Source organism: Blastocatellia bacterium (assembly GCA_035573895.1).
In the GTDB taxonomy this organism is placed as follows: domain Bacteria; phylum Acidobacteriota; class Blastocatellia; order HR10; family HR10; genus DATLZR01.
On sequence record DATLZR010000078.1, the window covers coordinates 1 to 20166 of the forward strand.

The window sequence follows — 20166 nt, forward strand, 5'->3', positions numbered from 1 at the left end:
AACTCGACACAGCAGTATGTCTATGGCGTGTGGATTGACGAGCCACTCACTCTCGACAAAGACGTGAATGATGACGGCGCCATAGACCAAACTCTCTTCTACCACCAAGACGCCAAGACTTACGTCGCGGCGTTAACGGACACGACAAGCGGCGTAACGGATCGCGTGACCTATGATGCCTACGGTACACCGAGCCTGATGCAAGCCTCCGCAGACAACCCGTATCTTTTTACCGCTCGCCGCTTCGATCCCGAAGCGGGGGTATATTGGTTTAGGAACCGCTACCACGCTCCTCGCATGGGCCGATTTGTGCAGAGGGATCTCGTTCGGCTGTGGTGGGATTCCAGCCTAGGGTGGGGCTCGAACTTGGGTAATGCCTATGCTTATGCGTTAAACTCGCCTCTGGACGCCACTGATCCTTTGGGCCGTTTTACGATCCTTTGGCAGCAGCCATCTACAGGGTTCCCTTGGGAGTGGTTGCTAGAGATTATAAGCTTTTCATATCCTTGTGGCATGGACTTTAATACTTTCGGGCAAGCCAAGGAAAACCCCTTCGCACCGCTGCTGAACCCGGATGAGGAAGGTGTGATCAATGAGTGGCACAGGAATCAACAATTGCGAGATAGGTTGTGGAAGCGGGCTTGGGAGAATGCGCTGAAGAAGGCATATGAATGGTGTGAATTTATATCTAAATACGAAGGTCGGAAGTGCCCGTACCCAGAGTGGGTCAAGACACTCGCAGCCGAGGCCAGTACCTATCCAGAGTATAAGGAAGTAGAAGAGCCGTATACGCATGTGGTCAAAGAGAAAGGGGAAATGATAGGTATTGTCTATACGGGATACAGAAAGGTTAAAAAATTCTCTCATTGGGCAATTCGTGTAGTTAGAATAGAGAAATGGAGGTGCGTTTGTGTAGAACGACATAAAAAGCCTAATGATCCATAAGGAGAGCCTCGTTAAAGTTGAACAGAATCACTATCTGGGCGCTGATCTCTCGGAAAACCAGGGGTCAGACATGCATAAATGCGTAACGCAACTTGCGCCTGATGGTTCAGGTACACCCCAGCAGACGCCTGAGTCGCTGAGGCATAGGGAATGAACGGTAGATAAACACACAAGGAGAGCTATGATGATGTTACCCAGAATTACCACATGGACGCTGATCTCTGGCGCGATGATTGTGACCGGGCTATCTTGGCGCTACGCTGGGGCAGCCTGCGGCCACCCAAGCACCCCAGGCAGCCTGGCAGGTGATTGGCGCGGCGGTGCAGGAGTTCGAGTCCAACGGCCTCTCGCGCCTGACTCGCTCAAAGGTTAAGCCTTCAGCAGACAGCTTTCAGCTTCTGAATGATCGTTAACACGTGTTCACAATCGCACGAGGGTACAAAACGCCTAATCGCCGCTCCGATGGAACGGGTCACGAGCACACAAGCAAGCGTTCATCTGCGCTGGGCAGACTTTGAGGGCGTTGCCCCGACGTTGACAACCAGCCCTCCTCCCTCCACAATCTTTGTGGAAACTTTACATAAAGCTGAGGTGGAGAGACTATGGCCACGAAAGTCATTAACATCTCCTTACCCGAGGGGCTGCTTCAGGAGGTGGATCGGCTCGCGCGTGTGGAGAAGCGGACCCGCAGCGAACTCTTCCGCGAGGCCGTCCGGCGCTACCTCGAAGCCAAAGGGCAGACGCTGTCGTGGAGCACCTCGGACCGGCGCGGCTTCATGGCCTTGGCCGACTCGGCCTTACGCCGGATCTGGGAGAATGAGAAGGATGCGGTTTACGATGACTGGAGGCCGGGGCGGTATGCCAAGACCAAGTCATAAGTTTCAACGGGGCGACGTGGTGTTGGTGCCTTTCCCATACGCCGACTTGACGACGACCAAGCAGCGCCCGGCCGTGGTGATCAGCGGCGCCACCTACCATCAGACGGAGCCCGATATTATCCTCGCGGCGATCACTGGACAGATTCCACAGCACCCGGCGCCGACCGACTACCCCTTGCAGGATTGGCAGCAAGCCGGCTTGCTGATGCCCTCGTTGGTCAAGTCGTTCTTGGTGACGATAGAACCCGCGCTGGTGCGTCACCAGTTGGGGCGTCTGACGGCGCGCGATCTGCGGGAGGTTAAAAAGAGGCTGAGGCTGGCGCTAGAGATTTAGCCCCTCTCACAGCCATTGACAACATCCGGGACGGCGCCCTCACCGCCGCCGCAACACTTATAAGCCAGGGGTCAGACATGCATGGATGCGTAACGCCAGTTGCGCTTGATGGTTCAGGTATATCCCAGCAGACGCCTGAGTCGCTGAGGCATGGGGAATGAACGATAAATAAGTATACAAGGAGAGATGCGATGACGTCGAACAAAATCACCATCTGGGCGCTGATCTCTCGTGTGAGGATTGTGACCGGGCTATCTTGGATCGGCTACGCTAGGGGAGCCTGCGGCCACCCAAGCACCTCAGGCACTTTGGCAAGTGATCAGCATGGGGGTACGGGAGTTGGGGTGCGACGGGCTCTCGCGCCTGACTCGCTCAAAGGTTAAGCCCTCAGCAGACAGCTTTCAGCTTCTGAATGATCGTTAACACGTGTTCACAATTGCACGAGGGCACAACCGCCTTATCGCCGCTCTGAGGGAACGGGTCATGAGGGCACAGGTTCACATCCGTCTGCGCCGGGCGGACTTTGAAAGCGTGGCAGGCTTTTGCCCGCTGTTTGCCTGCACGTTATAGTGCGTTAAGCAGGTGATTTGCGCATGAGAGCAGACAAGAATAGCTTTCAGCAGTGGAAGCGGTGCAGCGCCTTTCCCTAAAGCAGCGACGGCAACTGATGGAGCACTTGTCACAACAGCCGGAGGCCGAGGCGTCGGTCAAGCCGCTGACGCTTCTGGGCACGTGGGCCGGGGTGTCACTCAGCGTCGAGGAGATCAATGAAGCCCGACGGGAATGTTGGGCCGGCCTGGGAGAGGAGGGGTGAAACGCTACGTCACAGACGCCCATCCGCTCGAGCCGCTTTCACGGAAGCGGATGCCGGGCAAGCGCTCATCCTTATTCCGCCGATCGTGGCCGTCGAAATGATTTATCTCGGTGAGAAAGGATGCATTCCAGCACATCATTATGGATGATCTGCTCGCCAAAGTGACCCAGCCCAGCCTCAGCTATCGCTTGGGGGAACTGGATGCTGCTGTCCTTGCGGCGCTTCGGCAAATTCCTCGACAGCTCATCCGGAGATGCCTGATGGGATCATCGCGGCCACGGCCAAAGCGCTCGGTGCAGCGTTAATTACTCGCAAGGACGTCATCACGGCCTCAGGCCTAGTTTCCGTCATCTGGTAGCTCGGTCCGCAAAGGCCTTTCGCGTTCTGGGTGGGCGGGTCACCGAGCGCACAGACTCGCGGCGGTCTGCGCCGGGCGGGCTTAGAGGGCCTTGCAGGCACGAGGCGTGGAAGCTGTCAGCTTTCAGCTTGGAGCTGAGGGCTGACGCCTAGCACTTCCCAGGTGGATTCGGCCAACCCGTTCTGTAATTATTGACAGCGGAGGCCCTAATACCGATTGCCTTTTGGAAAACCCTCATGAATTGCGGATAACCGGTTACAGGATCAAAACTTGTAAATCCGAAATCCGCCCGTCCACAAGCCGCAATTGGTATTGCTTATCGCTAATGCGGCCCCAAATACAATGTGAAGCTGATGTGAGCGACTGAGGGGATGAGCATTACGCATCTCTACCCCCTTCTTGCCATGTTTGCCGTAGAAGCTCAGCCCATGTCCGGCGACGCGGCCCTTGTCTTTAGGCGGCGAGAGTTTCATACGGATGCCCCACGCCTCAGTCGCTCCGGCTTGGCGGTCCCACCATGACGGAACGAGCATGCCGAATCCGCACTGCTCCAGCAGCGGAACCACCTCTCGCAAGAACGAATAAGCTTCCTGCGTGTTCAGCTCGCAGGATTCAGGCCGGGCTGACTTCAAGCTCTGATTGAGTGGCGCAAAAAACCGCGACGCACGACTCAAATCGGCCAGCAAGCGCTCCTGAGTATTTTCAAAGCGCCTGGTGAGAAACTTCATCTGGCGAGCTGACGACGTCCAGACCTTGTCAGCAGGAATGAGAAGACTCGGATCATCAGCGGTCTGAAGGAAGAACCTCAAAGCCCACTGGCGCCCCTTGGGCACGAACAGGCCAGAGTTGTTCGAACCATCAGGGGGCGGCTTAAGTCGGAAGCATGTTCGGAACGGCGTGGGGCCTGGCGGCACGCGCTACGGCTCGCTCCAGCGCTTCCAGTCTTTTTCCAGCAGCTGGAGTCGCGCTTCCGTACCGTCAAGGATCGAGTCGCTTGAGAATAACGCTGGCAACCAACCCGATTCGGTATCATAGCGGTGACAGGCGAGCCTGTCTCGAACCGCCGCATCGGTGATGGAGGCGAAGAAATGCAGGAGACGAACTCGCAGCTCCGGTCGTTCAATGGAGTTCGATCCGTTTGGGACGATGCACCGGTAGACCTCTGGTATTGCTTGAGCCAGCGCCGTGAGTGACTTTTGATCTTCAGCACGATCAAGTACCGGCTGCCACACGGCATGACATCGGTTCGTGGCGTCTTGGGCGAAGCCAGGGAGCGAATCGGTGCTGCGTCAATATCTCCAGCACCAGATCCACTGCCTCCAGCAGAAGCGAGGTCGGTGGAGTGCTCGAGTTCATCGCATAGAACAGGCATTTGCAAAACGTCGGTGACACTCAATCTGAGACCTTCTACTTCCCAGGGGCGAAGTTCGGGGTGGGGCATCAGGAATCGCCGTCTCGCGCAGCCACCCTAGCGAAGGCCAGGGCTCATCTGGAGTGCTCGGCAGCAGAACGGTGTACCGTGCCGGCTGTCTCGACGACATGCGACCGCGCAACCCCGACACGAGGTTGATCAGTTCGTCGGACGAGATATGAAAAGGGTGGGAGGGAATCTCCTTCTTGCGCGTTGTCTTTCGCTGCTTCCTCCGCTTGCTAGCATCTCCTGCCGATAGGCGTCGTCCATCATTTTCCGACGTCTCACCCCAGAGAAAGAAAGTGCCCTGTGGGGGGAACAAGATTCAATGAACCATACGCCACAAAAAACGATCATTTCCTCTCTTCCATCAACGACTTTCTACCGTTTGGCTTCGATAACACAAGGCCAGGACCCCGCCTGTCAAAACTTCGTCAGGTAATTCCGAAAGACACAGAAATTCCTCAAAAAATAAAAATCCAGGCTAGGCTGGCTGAACCGATAAAATTCCTCGATGTTGATTTCGGGACTCTGCTCTTTTTGCTCTCGATTATGCGGGCTAGTTTTACCGAAATCCCTATGTCATTCTCGTGGCCTTCCCCTTTTCTTCACCCTTGAGAATTCTTCGGACAACTGCCTTTATGTTGACACGGCAAGGGAGCATAGTAGAATTTCGACTTGTTTTCGCACAGAGGAGGTTGATGCGGAGGTGATGAGATCGCTATGGTATTTGGTTTCATGCTCCGTGTGCTTCTGGTCGGGCAGGTTGATCTGGATGTTCCCGAACCGATTCCCGAAATTGTCCGTCGCGTCCTCGGTCTGGACCGAGGCGAACCCAACGTCAGCTATCTCTATCGTCTCGACGCCTTCGACCTGATCGTCATCGGGACTTATTTTGGCATCTTAGCCATCCTTTCCATCTACGGGTTCTATCGTTTCCGGCTGGTTTATCTCTTCCTGCGGTATCGCCATCAGAAGCCACGGCCCGTGCGCCAGTTCTCTGACACCGAGCTGCCGACGGTGACGGTTCAGCTCCCTCTGTTCAACGAGATGTATGTCGTGGAGCGATTGCTCAAAGCGGTGACCTCGCTCGATTATCCCCGCGACCGGCTGGAGATCCAGGTTCTGGATGACTCCACCGATGAGACGGCAGCGATCGCCCGGCGGGAAGTCGAGAAGTATCAGCGCGAAGGTTTCGCCATCTCCTATCTTCACCGGGACGACCGACGCGGGTTCAAAGCAGGCGCGCTGGCCGAGGGGCTGACCCGTGCGCGGGGTGAGTTCATCCTCATCTTCGATGCCGATTTCATTCCCCGCCCCGATTGCCTTCGGAAGGTGATTCACTACTTCACCGACCCTCAGGTGGGAATGGTTCAGATGCGATGGAGTTATGTCAACGCCAACTATAATTTGTTGACCCGGATTCAACAGATCATGCTCGACGGCCACTTCGTTGTGGAGCAAACGGCGCGGAGCCGATCCGGAGCGCTCTTCAACTTTAACGGTACGGCTGGAATGTGGCGGCGGCAGGCGCTCGAATGGAGCGGCGGTTGGCACACGGATACGTTGGCTGAGGATACGGATCTGAGCTATCGGGCTCAGCTCCTGGGGTGGAAGTGCATCTATCTCCTGGACGAGGATGTTCCATCGGAATTGCCCGTTGACATTAACTCCTTCAAAGTCCAGCAACGCCGCTGGGCCAAAGGCGTGTTCCAGGTGGGATTGAAACTGATCCCGCGCATTTTCCGAAGCGATCTCCCGCGCACGACGAAGATGGAACTTTTCTTCCGCTTCACCAACAACGCCAATGCGCCACTGGTCATCCTGCTCAGCTTGCTTCATTATCCGGTGTTACTGGCACGGTTCAATCAGGGGTGGTTCCAGCTCCTGCTCCTGGATGTTCCGGTTTTGCTGTTCGCCACCGTGTCGGTGATGGTCTATTACGGAACGGCTCTGTGGTATCTGTACCCCGACTGGAAACGGCAGTTGAAGTACTTGCCACTGGTCATGGCGGTAGGGATCGGGTTGGCTCTCAATAATGCGCTCGCCATCGTCGAGGCGGTGCTGGGCGTGCGCTCAGCATTTGCTCGAACGCCAAAGTTTCGCATCGAATCGCGACGAGATCAGTGGCGCGACAAGAAGTACACCTTCGGTCACGATCTCATGCCGGTGTTCGAATTGATGCTGGCAGTTTATTTTGTCTTCGTCGTCTCCTATGCCCTGCACATCCGGATTTATGGGACGATTCCGTTCCTCTTCCTCTTTCTTATCGGCTATGGGATGACGGGACTTATCTCGGTCACGCATGGTCGAGTGGCGAGGCGATCCCGATGAACGCCTACCGTCGTGCCATGCCCTGCGGGGGAGGGTCATGAGAGAACGCTTTCGTGCAATTTTTTTCTTCCTGCTGCTTTATGTCGTTGCAGGTTATGGACTCTTGCTGTCGGGTCCCGGCTCATCGGCACCGCTCAGGTCGGCGCCATCGGAGCAGGCGCAGCATCTCGCGGGTCAGCCGCTCGGGGACTATCGTGCACGGCGCGAGCGGTTGATGGAGATGGCCAAAGACGGCATCGTTGTCCTCTCCGGAGCGGTCGAAGAGGAATTCGGTGAGGTAGAGAGGTTCCGTCAGCGAAATTATTTCCTCTATCTCACGGGAGTTGACGTTCCCAGGGCGTTGCTCATCCTGGCAGCCATGGAATCAAACGGGCCGCGAGAGATTCTCTTTCTCCCGCCACGAAATCCTGCGCGTGAACGCTGGACCGGACCGAAGATCGGACCCGGAGATATAGCCGAGCGAACGTTCGGCGTTCAGCGGGCGTTGTCAACAACCGAATTCGAGGCTGAGTTGAAGCGGCTGGCCGAGAAGACGCGCATTCTCTACACGGTCGTTCCTCGTGGCCCTCGCGCCCGCTTCCGGTCGGAGCAGGAATTCATCGAACGGCTGCGCCAGATCGTTCCCGAGGCTGATGTCCGTGATGTCACACCCCTCATTGATGAGATGCGACGGGTCAAGTCGCCTGCGGAGATCGCCTTGCTGAAGGAGGCCGTTCGCATCACCGGCGAAGCGCATGCTGATGTGATGGCCGCTCTTCGTCCGGGACTTTACGAATATCACCTGGAGGCTCTCGTCATGGCGGCGTTTTTGCGTAACGGGGCCATGCGCGCGGGATTTCCCTCCATCATCGGGTCAGGGCCGAATTCGACCATCCTTCATTATATGGAAAACAGCCGACAGATCGGCGAGAACGAACTGGTCGTCGTTGACATCGGAGCCGAGTACAAATACTACACGGCTGATATCACGCGAACTCTCCCGTCGAGCGGTCGGTTCACCGAACGCCAGCGTCAAATTTATGAGCTGGTGCTGGGCGCGCAAAAAGCCGCGGAAGCCGCTTTTCGGGTCGGGCGCACGACCATACGGGATCTGCACCGAGCGGCTATTGAGTTCATGCGGGCGAGTCCGCTTCGGTCGAGCGACGGCCAGACCCTCGATCGGTTTTTTATTCACGGGTTGGGGCATTATCTCGGCATGGATGTGCACGATGTCGGGGATTATTCAAAACCGCTCACGCCGGGAGTGGTCTTTACCATCGAACCTGGGATTTATCTCCCCGCCGAAAATCTCGGCGTGCGAATCGAAGACGATTACCTGGTGACCGAAACAGGACTAGTCAAGCTATCGGCACATATTCCCAGCTCTCCGGATGAAATCGAGAAGCTCATCGGGAGGAATAGACCGATGCCACGATGAGGTGATGGGTAGTGTGCCTTCGCCTCGGTGCGATGAGCGTTAAGTCTCCAATTCATCCCGGTGAGGATTTCCGGGGAGGAGATTATCATTGTCGGCAGCCCCTTAGCGTTTCCGCGAGTCGAGGGCAGTTGGTGCTCTACTGCGGGGGCGATAAGAACTGCCGACCGATGGCGTGGGGGCACACATGCTATAATTGGTGACTGGATTATGAATCCACAGACGTTCGTCGCTCTGGATTATGAGGAGCTGAAGGAACTTCTGGCGGGGCGAACACAAACGCCGCTCGGTCGGGCGCGAGCGTTGTCTTTGCACCCCTCAACTGACGCGGAGGAGATTCGTCGTGCCCTCAAACTGGTGTCGGATTGCGTCCGCTACTTTGAACATCACAGCCCGTTTGGATTGAGTGGGCTGGCGGATCCGAGCGAGAGTTTGCGCCTTCTTCAGGTCGAGGGGGCTCGACTGGATCCGCGCCAGATTCTCGAACTCATCCATCTGATCGAGGCCGGCCAGACGCTTCGTGCCTCTCTTCAGGGCTTGAGGAACGAATATCCTCATCTGGCTCTTCTTGTCGGAGAAATTCCCGATCTCCGGCCACTTTTGAGGGCGCTGCGGGGCAAGATACTGCCGTCGGGAGAGATTGACGATCATGCCAGCCCGACGTTGGCTGAGATTCGTCGCGAGATTCACCATCTGCGAGGACGCATTTACCGGCAGTTAGAACACATCATGCGCCAGTCGCCCGAAGGCATGGTGCAGGATGAGATCGTCACCTTACGCAACGAGCGATACGTCATTCCCATTCGTGCGACCCACCGAGGTCAGATTCCCGGCGTGGTTCACGCCGTATCGTCCTCGGGAGCGACGGTGTTCGTCGAGCCGCTGGCGACGATTGACCTCAATAACGAGCTGGTGCGTCTGCTGGAGCTGGAGCAGGTCGAAATTTCCCGAATCCTCCTGGAGATGAGCGATCGGCTGCGCGTTGAATTGCCGCAGGTGCAACGACTCGTCCATCTTCTCGGCGAGATTGACCTCATCGCGGCAAAGGCGCGACTGTCGCGGGAGTTCGGAGGAGTTGAACCCACGATGGTCACCGAGGGCGAGCGCATTTCGCTCACCGATGTGCGCCACCTGTTGCTCGATCATCTGCTCAGGCAACGTGGGGAACGCGCCGTTCCCATCTCGGTCGAGCTTGACGCTGCATCGCGCGTCCTCATCATCAGCGGACCGAATGCCGGAGGCAAGACCGTTGCCCTGAAGACGATTGGTCTGACCTGTCTCATGGCGCAATCGGGACTCCACGTGCCCGCGACGCAGGCGACGCTTTCGGTCTTCACACACGTCCTCGCTGACATCGGCGATCAGCAATCAATTGTGGCCAACCTTTCCACCTTCACGGCGCATATTAAGAGTGTGAAAGAGATGGCGGAAATGCTGGAGCTGCCGGCTCTCGTGCTCCTGGACGAAGTGGGCACGGGAACCGATCCCGAGGAAGGGGCAGCGCTGGCCATCGCCATTGTGGATTATTTCCGTCGGCGAGGAGCCCTGGTCGTGGCGGCCACGCACTATCCCCAACTGAAGATGTATGCCTCGCTCACGCCCGGCGTCGTCAATGCTGCCGTCGAATTCGATGAGGTTCGGCTCCGGCCAACGTATCGGTTGATCATGGGAATTCCCGGAACGTCGAACGGTCTGGACATTGCCCGACGCATCGGCTTGCCCGATGAGATGATCGCCTCGGCGCGAGAACATCTGAAGGGCACGACCGAGGAGATCAACCGCTACCTTCAGCATCTGAAGGCCGAGTACGAACGTCAGCAGGCTCTGCGGACCGCCCTGGAGCAGGAGCGCGACGCGGTGGCCGAACGCTACGCCCGGCTCGATGAGGAATTCCGGCGCCGCGAGCTAGACCGGCAGAAGGAAATCCAGACTCACATCGAGCGATTGACCCAGATGGCTTCGGAGCAGATTCGGCAGGCTCTTGCCCAGCTCACCGAGAGACATCCCGCCGGAGACGTGAAAAAAGCGGCCCAACGTCGCCTCGCCCAGATCAGCTCGCAGCTTCATCAGGAGGCGCGCGCGATCTCGTTCGAGGTGCCTCCACCAAAGGAAACCCGACGGTTTGTTCCTGCGCTCGAGGTGGGCGTCGCCGTGGGAGATCACGTTCGAGTGCGAGATATTGACACGATGGGCACAATCGTCCATATTGCAGGCGATCAGGCGGAAGTTCAGGTGGGATCGTGGCGCATGAAAACGGATCTGGCCAATCTTGATGTGGTAACGGATCACGCGTCGAGTCCACCGCCACAACGAACTCGTTCCTCGTCATCGGGGGTGATTGCCCAGGTGAGATCCCGAGGGAGTCTTCCGCCGGAGCTGAATCTCTTGGGGAAATCGGTGGAGGAAGCCCTGGAGCTGACCGACCGTTTCCTCGATGAGGCGTCCCTGGCATCGTTAGGGACAGTTCGGATTATTCATGGCGTTGGTTCCGGCGCGTTGCGTCGAGCCATTCGCGAGATGCTGCAGCACCATCCTCATGTCGCCAGTTTTCGCGCAGGCGAGCCGCATGAGGGAGCTGACGGCGTCACACTCGTCGTCCTGAAGCCGGCATAAGGAGGGAGAGAGGTCTCTCAGCCCACAGATGCAGGACCATTGGCCGTCCGTGTTCCAGCGAGGAGAGGCGAAAGGATCAACACCGATTGCTCTCCGGCATTACATGCGGAGCATCGAGATTCGTACTCCCGTATCCACACACGTGGAGAGAGCCGAACGAGAAAATGTTACGAGCGTTGGAGAGCGTGACCTATGATCTCGCGCGGATTTGCCGATCAGGTTCGTGATCAAGCGGACATTGTTCGGATCATTTCCGATTATGTCACTCTCCGCAAGCGGGGGACGAACTATCTCGCTCTTTGTCCTTTCCACCGGGAGAAAACCCCATCGTTTGCCGTCCATCCGACCAAGCAAATCTTCAAATGCTTTGGCTGCGGCATCGGAGGAGATGTCTTCAAATTCGTCATGGAAATGGAGGGCTGTTCCTGGCCCGAAGCGGTGAAGACCGTCGCCGAGAGGTGCGGCATTCCCGTTCCCCGGGATGCTTTTGCCAGCACCCCCGAGATCGAAGCGCAAGCGCGATGGCGCGAGCGCCTGCTTCAGATTTATCGGTTGGCCGGCGAGTTCTTCCAGGCCTGTCTGGCCTCGGAGCGCGGCCAGGCGGCGCGTCAGTACCTGGCCGATCGTGGAATTCGCCCGGACCTCGTCCGCCGATTGCATCTGGGGTATGCGCCAGCGAGCTGGGATGCGCTGACGGCGCACCTGCTCGGCCGACACATCCGGCGGGATGAAATTGAACGAAGCGGGTTGGTAGTTCTTCGCGAAGATGCCAGCGGATATTATGACCGATTCCGTCACCGCCTGATGTTCCCGATTTTCGACAGTCAGGGGCGTATCGTTGGTTTCGGCGGGCGCGCCCTTGGCGATGAGCAACCGAAGTATCTGAATTCGCCTGATACGGCCATTTATAGCAAGGGGCGACAGCTCTACGGTCTCTATCAGGCACGCGACGGCATTCGCCGTCAGGGATTTGCGATCCTCGTCGAAGGGTATTTCGATTATGCGCTCCCGTTTCAGGAGGGAGTCGAGAATGTTGTGGCTTCTCTGGGAACGGCGTTGACGGATGATCAGGTGAGACTGCTCGGACGATACACTCGCCGCGTGGTCATCAACTACGATGCCGATCCGGCGGGTCGGGCGGCCATGCAGCGAAATATCGAGAGGTTGCTGGCCGGAGGGCTCGACGTTGCTGTTCTCGTGCTGCCGGAGGGAGAAGATCCCGATTCGTTCGTGCGCCGATACGGCGTTGAGGCCTACGTTCGTTTAGCTCATTCGGCCCGAGGATATCTCGATTTCCTCCTCGATCAGGCCCTGGCGGGAAAAGACATCAGGTCTCCTGCCGCGCGAACGAAGGCCTTACGTGAAATTCTTCCCACGCTCACCCACATCCCCGATAAAGTGGAGCGGGCTGCCAGTCTCGATCACCTCGCCGAGCGGCTCCACCTCGATGGCCGCGTTGTGCGGGAGGAGTTTCGTCGTCAGTCGTCAAGCGAAAGTCGTTCTCCTGAGGGAGGGAGTGAGATGACCGTCACGCCTCCGGGCGAAGACATGACGGCGGCGGAGCGACGGCTGTTGGAGATCTTGCTCAACTGCCCCGAGCTTTGTCCGGTGGTTCTGGCGGAAATGGAACCGGAGGATCAGGAGGGACTGCCGACGGCGAAGATTTTTGACGAGCTTCGACGGGCGGGGGATGCGCCGATACCGTACCTGGAGTGGCGAGATCGGCTGGGTGAGAATGAGTTTCTTCTCGATCTGATCGAGCGGGCGCTGCTCAGCGATCCCTCGGCTTCATCGGAATCGTTGCTGGACGAAGCACGCGCCTGCGTGCGAGCCCTGCGTCGGCGTCGTCTGCAACGGCAGCTCGACAGTCTCCAATGGGAGATCGAGCGCGCGAAGCAACACGGAGACGATGTGGATGAGTTGTTGCGTCGCAAAGCGGCACTGGCCCGATCATTGATGAACATTTCACCTGGTCTGTCTGCGACGCACAGGCAGACCCAATGAGCGTCAGGCGATTGACGTCCCCTGCGGCATGGCGCAAAATTATCACGGCACATCTGACAGCTCGGAGTAGAACGGACTATGATGCTCAATGAAAAGTACCGCGATGAACTTCAGCGACTGCTCGACCTCGGACGGGAAAAGTCCTATCTCACGTTCGATGACATCAACCGTGAACTTCCCGACGATGTCGTCTCTCCCGAAGACATCGAAGCCATCCTGGAGACGATTGATTCCGCCGGAATCCCCGTGGGTGATCCGGACGAAATTTCCGCCTCTTCGGAGGATGAGTTTTCATCTCCTCGGGAAAGCCAGGAACAGGCTGAACCCCTGTTCGACAATGATGAGGACGAAGACTATGCGAATGATCCCGTGAGGGTCTATCTGCGAGAGATGGCCGTTGTTCCTCTGTTAACCCGCGAGGGGGAGATGGCCATCGCGCGACGCATTGAACGGGGACGGCTGCGACTGCGGCGAGCCATCGCGCGTTCACCCATCGCCGTGGAGGAGCTTCTCCGGGCCGGTGCCGAGCTGGAGTGCGGAGAGATCAACATCCGGGATATGATCAATCTTCCCGACGCGGAGATGCTCACCGACTCGGTGATCGAGAAGTATGTGGCCGAAACCTTACGCACTATTGCTGATATCCGCCGGCTCTGGAGTGAGCTGGAGACGATTTATCAGAAGGTCATGGCTAACAGGGACGGGAAAAATGATAACCGCCGGTTGCCGACGTCCGCACTACCGGTCTATCCCCGCATGACCCGGCGTGTGTCGGCCCGGGGGTCGAACCGAGCGCTCGTGCGGCTCACCTACCAGCTGGCGCGACGGCGGGTGATGATTGCCCGCTTGGTCTCTCGTATGGACTTCACGCCGAGTTTCCAAGCTCGATTGATCGCCGCTGTGCGTCGGGTGGCTGAGGAGGTCCGTCAGCTCGACGAGCAGATTCAACAGGCGCTCAATGATATTCATTTCGCTTCCCAGAATGCCGCTCGAGACGCGGAGCTTAAAAAACAGGTGCGACAGGCGCGGCGTCGCCTCCGCGAGATCGAGGAGCAATATCGAATCCCGGTCTTCGAGATCACCCGGTCGTTTCAAACGATCTGCTCCTGCGAGGCCGAAGTGAACCAGGCCAAGAACGAACTGGTGGAAGCCAATCTCCGCCTGGTGGTCTCCATCGCACGGCGGTACACCAATCGTGGCCTTCAGTTCCTCGACCTCATTCAGGAGGGAAACATCGGGTTGATGAAGGCGGTGGAGAAATTTGACTATCGTCGCGGACACAAGTTCTCGACGTATGCGACCTGGTGGATTCGACAGGCCATCAGCCGGGCCATCGCGGATCAAGCCCGCACCATTCGCGTCCCCGTTCATCTGGTGGAAACGCTCAACCGGATCGTTCGAATGTCACGCTCCCTCGTGCAGGAGCTTGGGCGGGAACCGACCATCGAAGAGGTGGCCGAGCGAATGGGTCTGTCGGCGCAAAAGATCCGCCGAATGCTACGCCTGGCGCAGGATCCCATCTCGCTGGAAACGCCCATCGGTGAGGATGAATCAAATCATCTCGGTGAACTCCTGGAAGATGTGCGGTCGCCGAACCCGATGGATATTGTCATCGCCAATAATCTGCGCAAGGTGACCGACGAGGTCCTCAAAGATCTCAACTCGCGGGAGGAGATGGTCATCCGCATGAGGTTCGGCCTCAATGCCGATGGCGTCGAACACACGCTGGAAGAAATCGGCAGGCATTTCGCCGTCACCCGCGAGCGAATCCGCCAGATTGAATCGAAGGCCATTCGCAAGCTGCGCCATCCCAAGCGGGTGCGCAAGCTGCGCTGCTTCTACGACGGGGCCGATGAGAGATGACTCCCCGCGCTCCAGTCGGGGATGCCGTTCAGCAAGGGGCAGGCGAGCACCTGCTCGACGCGTCATGCGTCCACGATTTCTTGGAAGAGATCGAAAGAGACTCGACCGAGGAGTCCCTGGTCAACAACCCAAGGAGGCAACGTGTATTGCCCACGCTGTGGTCGCCCGGCGGCTGACCGTCAGCGGTACTGCACCGGGTGCGGAACAAATCTTCTGATCGTTTCCCAGGCATTAGAGCAAAGCCCGTCCGAACGAGAAGACGACAAGGCCATCCTCGCTCGCGTCAACCAATTCCGTCACGGAGTCCATCAGATGTTCACCGGTATCGGTCTCGCTCTCTTCTTCCTTTTCTTTTTCGGCAGTATGAGAATGGCGGCCATCGGACTCCTCATTTTCCTCATCGGCCTGGGCCGATCCATCAGTGCCGTGCTCGTCGCATCGCCGCGTCTTATGATAGGTGTAGATGTACCGATCCGCCGCGGTCCGACGGAGCAGCTCACCGCGGATGCATCCTCGGCGGGCTGGACACCGCACCGGTCATCGCGGCGAGAGACGACGCCGTCCTCCGAATGGAGAACCCCCATCGCGTCGGCTCCTCCGGTGGAGCCTCCTCGGGTCACGGAGCACACCACGCTTCCCCTGCAATCGCCGGAGATGGCATCATCACGACGTGGCGAAAAGGAGTGAACGGTCATGTACTGCCCTCAGTGCGGGACCCTTTCGCCTGATGATCGAAAGTTTTGCACGACCTGCGGTCTCAACCTCGCTCTCATTTCAGACGTGATTCTACATCGGTCGCGTTCGGCCAAAGGAGGATCATCCTGGCCATCCCTGATGGAAATGATCTTCGGCAAGCAGCGTGAACCAACGCCGGAAGAGAGGCGCTTGAACGACATTCGCAATGGCATCATCGCCATGTTGACGGGCGCGGGCATTACGATTTTCCTCTATTTCCTCCTGAACGCTGTTGCCACACGTCCTGACGTGAGACCTGAAGATGCGCCGATCATCCGAGCTGTCGCCCTGTGCGGAGTCATTCCCTTCATGGTGGGCGTGGGGTTGCTGATCAACGGCCTCTTTTTCTGGAAGCTGGGTCCGAAGGTGTCGCCTTCGACTGTCGAGACAGCTCGAGAGAGTCCGCCGTCGCCTTCTCTTACGGCTGGTGAGACTCTCCGCATGGCTCCGAGTGTCACCGAACAAACGACGATGCCCCTCGAGAACCAGGGTTACGAATCGCCTCGCACGCAAAACCGGTGATGGTGGAGCCGCCTGTGTCGCCGGTCAAGGCTGATGCCATTTCCAGGAGTGGGATCATGCGCGCAGCCAGTGTAACTGGGACGAGGTGGAATCGGAACTCGGTGATGCGCACAAAGATGTCGTCGCCCTCCCGCAATATGAACGGCAGATATGGTTGCTAGCGAGCGGGCTTCATCCGGGTTCGTTGTGGATTCTTTGCAAGGAAAGAATTGGCGCAGGACTTGCTCGTCCGTCCTCCCGCCTGTCCCTATGCGATCCGTGAGTCGTCGGATTCCCCTTATCGCGATACCTGCTTGACTTCGCTTGACGCGGTAACTAGAATCGCCCTCGGTTTTACGGCACGAAGGAGAACGTTTGTGATACAGCGATTAGGGGACTTCAGCTCCAGATTCGCGGACGCGCGAATACGTATCGCATGTTGAGGAGGTCACTTCTTCTGCTCGTGCAAGTGCTCGGTGGGGCGTTGAGGAGTTTGATCCCCCACAACATTTCGCACCGAAGCGACGGAGGGCAAACTTTCAGAGCCGGGAGATCGAGCGTCATGAAGGGGAAGCCGATTCCAACGTGCGTCACGTCTTCACCGCGGGCGATGAGGAGGGGTCGAATCGTTGTAGGTATCCTCATCCTGACTTTAACGGTCGCCGGAATTCCGGCTCCTTTTACGGAAGGACGGACAAGTGGAAGAGCCGATGGACGAGAACCGAATCAATCGGAGAACGCCCGGTCCTCCGTCCCGGGACAGATTCGATGGCCGAAAGGTCTCACTGGACTCACGCCCATTGCTGATGGGCACGTCCTCGTGGTGGACAAGGGCGCCGTGGTCTGCCGGTCACTGTCTGAGGAAGAAGCTCGCGCGGCAGCCTGGCAGGAATTGGCTGTCCCTTTGCGTCCGGTCGTGTCCTTTCGCTTGAGTCAGCAACAGACGGGGCTGAAGATCATTCTTCGTGCAACCCAGCAACTGGAGGGTTTCCCCCAAGCGAAAGACGCTTTTCTCCGCGCAGCGGCTACCTGGGAATCGCTCATTCGGACGCCTATCACCGTTATCATTGATGTGGATTTTGGCCCCACGCGATTCGGTCAACCGTTTCCCTCCGGAGCCCTCGGAGTGACCAGTCAAACGTTTCTGTCTGGGCCTTACTCGGATGTGCGGCAGCGCTTGCTGTCAGGCGCGACCGGGATGGCTGAGCGCTCGCTCTACGAGATGCTTCCACAGTCAAGCGTCCCCACCGACATCGGAGCCACCTCGACCACCGCAGCCACGCATTCTCAACTTCGGGCTTTAGGAGTCCTCCGTCCGGTGGCCGATCCCGATGCCGAGTCCAGGGAGATTGGTCCTCCTCCGAGAATCGGTTTCAATTCCAATTTCTCATTCGATTTTGATCCGAGCGATGGGATTGACTCTGGCAAAACTGATTTCGACGCGGTCGCCGTACACGAGATCGGACACGCTCTGGGCTTCATCTCGCGGACAGGAGCCCGAGAGCTTGACCCTGGGACCTCGATTCAACTTTCCCTGTGGGACTTGTACCGGTTCCGTCCGGGCGTGACGAAGGAGACTTTTCCCACAGCCAACCGAGTCCTCTCTTCGGGCGGCGATCAAGTCTTTTTCGTGGGAGGCCGAGAGGTTCCTCTCTCAACCGGACGCCCTGATGGAAGCGGAGGAGATCGTCAACAAGCCTCACACTGGAAGGACGATTCGCAGATCGGACAGTTCATCGGAATTATGGATCCCGCCATCCGTCCGGGCGATCGAGATGTCATCACACTCAACGACCTCACTGCGCTTGACTTTTTCGGTTACCGACTCAAGGGGGCTGTTGCTTCGCAGATGCCGGAGGCGACGATTGATCTCCCCTCGGAGGGTTCACAGAGCGGAATGATCGAGGCTCCTCGGTCGGCGCCTGATGGCATTCTAGCCCCAACACAATTTCGTCTCCGTGTACCTGAGGGAGCGACCGCGATCGTCATTGCGTTGCAAGCGAGCGGAACTCAAGACCTCGATCTCTATGTACGTTTCGGCCAGCGGGTCGTCCTTGACGGTGGGCGTCCGGTGGCTGATTATAGCGTGGAATATCCACAGGGGAACGAATCTCTTGAGATCTCCTCGACGAGTTTCCCTCCGCTCCAGCCGGGAGAGTATTTCATCGCTGTTGCGAATTTCGGACCGGATGCGGCTGCGTTTACCATCTCCGTCACCGTCCGGACAGATACAGTCGTTTTAACCTCCGGCGTCCCCGCGAGCGGTTCGATTCCGGCTCCCCCGTCTGGCAGTGGTGTTCTGGGCAGGATTCAATACCGGATCGCCGTTCCTGAAAGGGCCAGCCAATTGAGAGTCGAGCTGGCGACAATGGGAAGAGCCGACACTGACCTGTTTGTACGCTTCGGCCAGCGGGTCACAATTGAGGGCGGGCGCGTAATAGCCGATTATCGAGCGGAAACTTCGAGTGGAAATGAGACGCTCACGATCACGCCTCTCAGTTCACCCCCTCTGCGAACGGGCGATTATTTTATTGCCGTGGGAAATTTCGGTCCGGGCCAAGCCGATTTCACTGTTACGGCGACGGTGACCGTACTACCACCCAATACACCGGATATTCAGGTGAAGCCGACAACGCTCGACTTTGGGGCAACGCCTATTGGCGGACGAAGGGAACGGGTGCTGACGGTACAAAACCTCGGCGATGGAGCGCTCATGATCAGTAATGTCACCCTATCCAATGCTCGATTCAGCGTCCAATCGCCAACAGGTTCCTTCACCCTCGATCCAAAACAAGAACAGGCCGTCATCGTTCGCTTCAGTCCGGCAGCAAGCGGCCTGCAAACCGGCACGCTCACCTTCACCACGAATGATCCCGATGAAGCTACCGTGACCGTTTCACTCCGGGGACAGGGATCAACCTCCGATACCGAGGAGCTATCTACCGATGACGGGACAGTCGAAAGCGGTGCAGTTCGGGACGGGGCGATAGTGGTCAACCGATTAACACCGTCGAAGTATCCCGCCACGCTGAAAACGGTTCGCATCTTCTTAGCCCGGGCATCAGGACTTCCGAGTCCGAGTGGGACGCAGATCAAACTGATCCTCTTTGCTGATCCATCCGAGGCGGGACGTCCGCCGGCGAATCCCACCTTGCTGGTTGATCCGATCACCGTGACAATTCCGACTATCCCTTCAAGCGGACGGTTCGTGGATTTTACCCTTTCGGGCATTCCCCCCATCACATCGGGCGATATTTATGTCGGTTTTCAGGCGCCGACTCCGGCGGGCGGTGTCGTTTTCTGGGCCGATGTGGATGGTCCACAACAGGGCCGGGCCTTCCTCTCAACAGACAACGGGATGAGCTATGGCCGAGCTTCCTTCGTTGACCAACAAGGGAATCGAACGCCCATCAACTTTTTGATTCGGGCCGTGGTTTCATTCACATCGGGGACGGGTGGATCAGAGCAGCTCGTCGAAGAGATTGGGGATGGTGATTGGGGCAGCGTCACAGGACCTCCGGCCGACTCCTGGAGGCCGGGTGTTGTCGTTCGTGAGGATGATGCGACTTATAAACCGTTGCTGGCGCCTGATTCCGAGCGACGAAACCGTCCTGGCGATCACAGACCAATAAAGTCTCCGGTGCGAGATAGCGGCGTGCGCGCTGATGGCGACGGGGCATTTGGTGTCGGGGTGCTGTTGCCGAAAGGACAAGCAAGACCTTGGGAGGAAGCTGATGGGGAAACATTCTCGACTTCACTGGCGTTCGCCCAGCCGCCTCCTCGAATGCTGGCGATTTCCGATGTGCAGGTGGAGCCCGGGCAAAAGGTCACGGTTTCCATTTCGCTCAGCGAAGGTCGTGGCGTGTCGGCCATGCGACTGACTGTCGGGTACAATCCGGCCGTTCTCTCTCTGGCGGGGAATGACGCCGTGACGCCGGGCACGCTCGTCCCCGAAGGCTTCT

14 protein-coding genes are annotated in these 20166 nt (G+C 57.9%); 12 read left to right on the top strand and 2 right to left on the bottom strand.

All coding sequences use genetic code 11. The annotated features are described in order from the left end of the window. The 4 genes from VNM72_07980 to VNM72_07995 all read left to right on the top strand — a co-directional run. A partial coding sequence (locus tag VNM72_07980) for an RHS repeat-associated core domain-containing protein (GenBank protein HXF05340.1) occupies positions 1-945 on the top strand: 945 nt, incomplete at its 5' end. Between the two features lie 602 nt (positions 946-1547). Further along, complete coding sequence (locus VNM72_07985) at positions 1548-1823, top strand: ribbon-helix-helix protein, CopG family (protein ID HXF05341.1); 276 nt, start codon at positions 1548-1550, stop codon at positions 1821-1823. Then, positions 1804-2157, top strand: coding sequence for a type II toxin-antitoxin system PemK/MazF family toxin (locus tag VNM72_07990; protein HXF05342.1), 354 nt, complete (start codon positions 1804-1806; stop codon positions 2155-2157). Before VNM72_07985 ends, VNM72_07990 begins: the two co-directional genes overlap by 20 nt. A 667-nt stretch (positions 2158-2824) precedes the next feature. Continuing rightward, complete coding sequence (locus VNM72_07995; GenBank protein ID HXF05343.1) at positions 2825-2971, top strand: hypothetical protein; 147 nt, start codon at positions 2825-2827, stop codon at positions 2969-2971. A gap of 621 nt (positions 2972-3592) precedes the next feature. On the opposite strand, the gene VNM72_08000 is transcribed toward VNM72_07995, so the two are convergent. Beyond that, positions 3593-4057, bottom strand: coding sequence for an SNF2 helicase-associated domain-containing protein (locus VNM72_08000; GenBank protein HXF05344.1), 465 nt, complete (start codon positions 4055-4057; stop codon positions 3593-3595). Positions 4058-4246: 189 nt separating this feature from the next. Next, positions 4247-4561, bottom strand: a complete 315-nt coding sequence (locus VNM72_08005; GenBank protein HXF05345.1) for a hypothetical protein — start codon at positions 4559-4561, stop codon at positions 4247-4249. Between the two features lie 902 nt (positions 4562-5463). Between VNM72_08005 and VNM72_08010 the strand changes: the two genes are divergently transcribed. The 8 genes from VNM72_08010 to VNM72_08045 form a co-directional block, all read left to right on the top strand. Further along, positions 5464-7074 carry a cellulose synthase family protein gene (locus tag VNM72_08010; GenBank protein HXF05346.1) on the top strand — a complete coding sequence of 537 codons (1611 nt, stop codon included), beginning with the start codon at positions 5464-5466 and terminating at the stop codon, positions 7072-7074. Positions 7075-7111: 37 nt separating this feature from the next. After that, positions 7112-8491, top strand: coding sequence for an aminopeptidase P N-terminal domain-containing protein (locus VNM72_08015; protein ID HXF05347.1), 1380 nt, complete (start codon positions 7112-7114; stop codon positions 8489-8491). A gap of 207 nt (positions 8492-8698) precedes the next feature. Next, positions 8699-11101: an endonuclease MutS2 gene (locus VNM72_08020; protein ID HXF05348.1), complete on the top strand. Its 2403-nt coding sequence runs from the start codon at positions 8699-8701 to the stop codon at positions 11099-11101. Positions 11102-11293: 192 nt separating this feature from the next. Next, positions 11294-13105, top strand: coding sequence for a DNA primase (dnaG, locus tag VNM72_08025; protein ID HXF05349.1), 1812 nt, complete (start codon positions 11294-11296; stop codon positions 13103-13105). A 78-nt stretch (positions 13106-13183) separates the two neighbouring features. Next, the gene (gene rpoD, locus VNM72_08030) at positions 13184-14968 is read left to right on the top strand and encodes an RNA polymerase sigma factor RpoD (GenBank protein ID HXF05350.1); all 1785 of its coding nucleotides are present in this window, start codon (positions 13184-13186) and stop codon (positions 14966-14968) included. Positions 14969-15109: 141 nt separating this feature from the next. Beyond that, positions 15110-15655, top strand: coding sequence for a DUF6249 domain-containing protein (locus VNM72_08035; GenBank protein ID HXF05351.1), 546 nt, complete (start codon positions 15110-15112; stop codon positions 15653-15655). Positions 15656-15661: 6 nt separating this feature from the next. Continuing rightward, positions 15662-16225, top strand: a complete 564-nt coding sequence (locus VNM72_08040; GenBank protein ID HXF05352.1) for a zinc-ribbon domain-containing protein — start codon at positions 15662-15664, stop codon at positions 16223-16225. Positions 16226-16814: 589 nt separating this feature from the next. Beyond that, a partial coding sequence (locus tag VNM72_08045; protein ID HXF05353.1) for an NF038122 family metalloprotease occupies positions 16815-20166 on the top strand: 3352 nt, incomplete at its 3' end.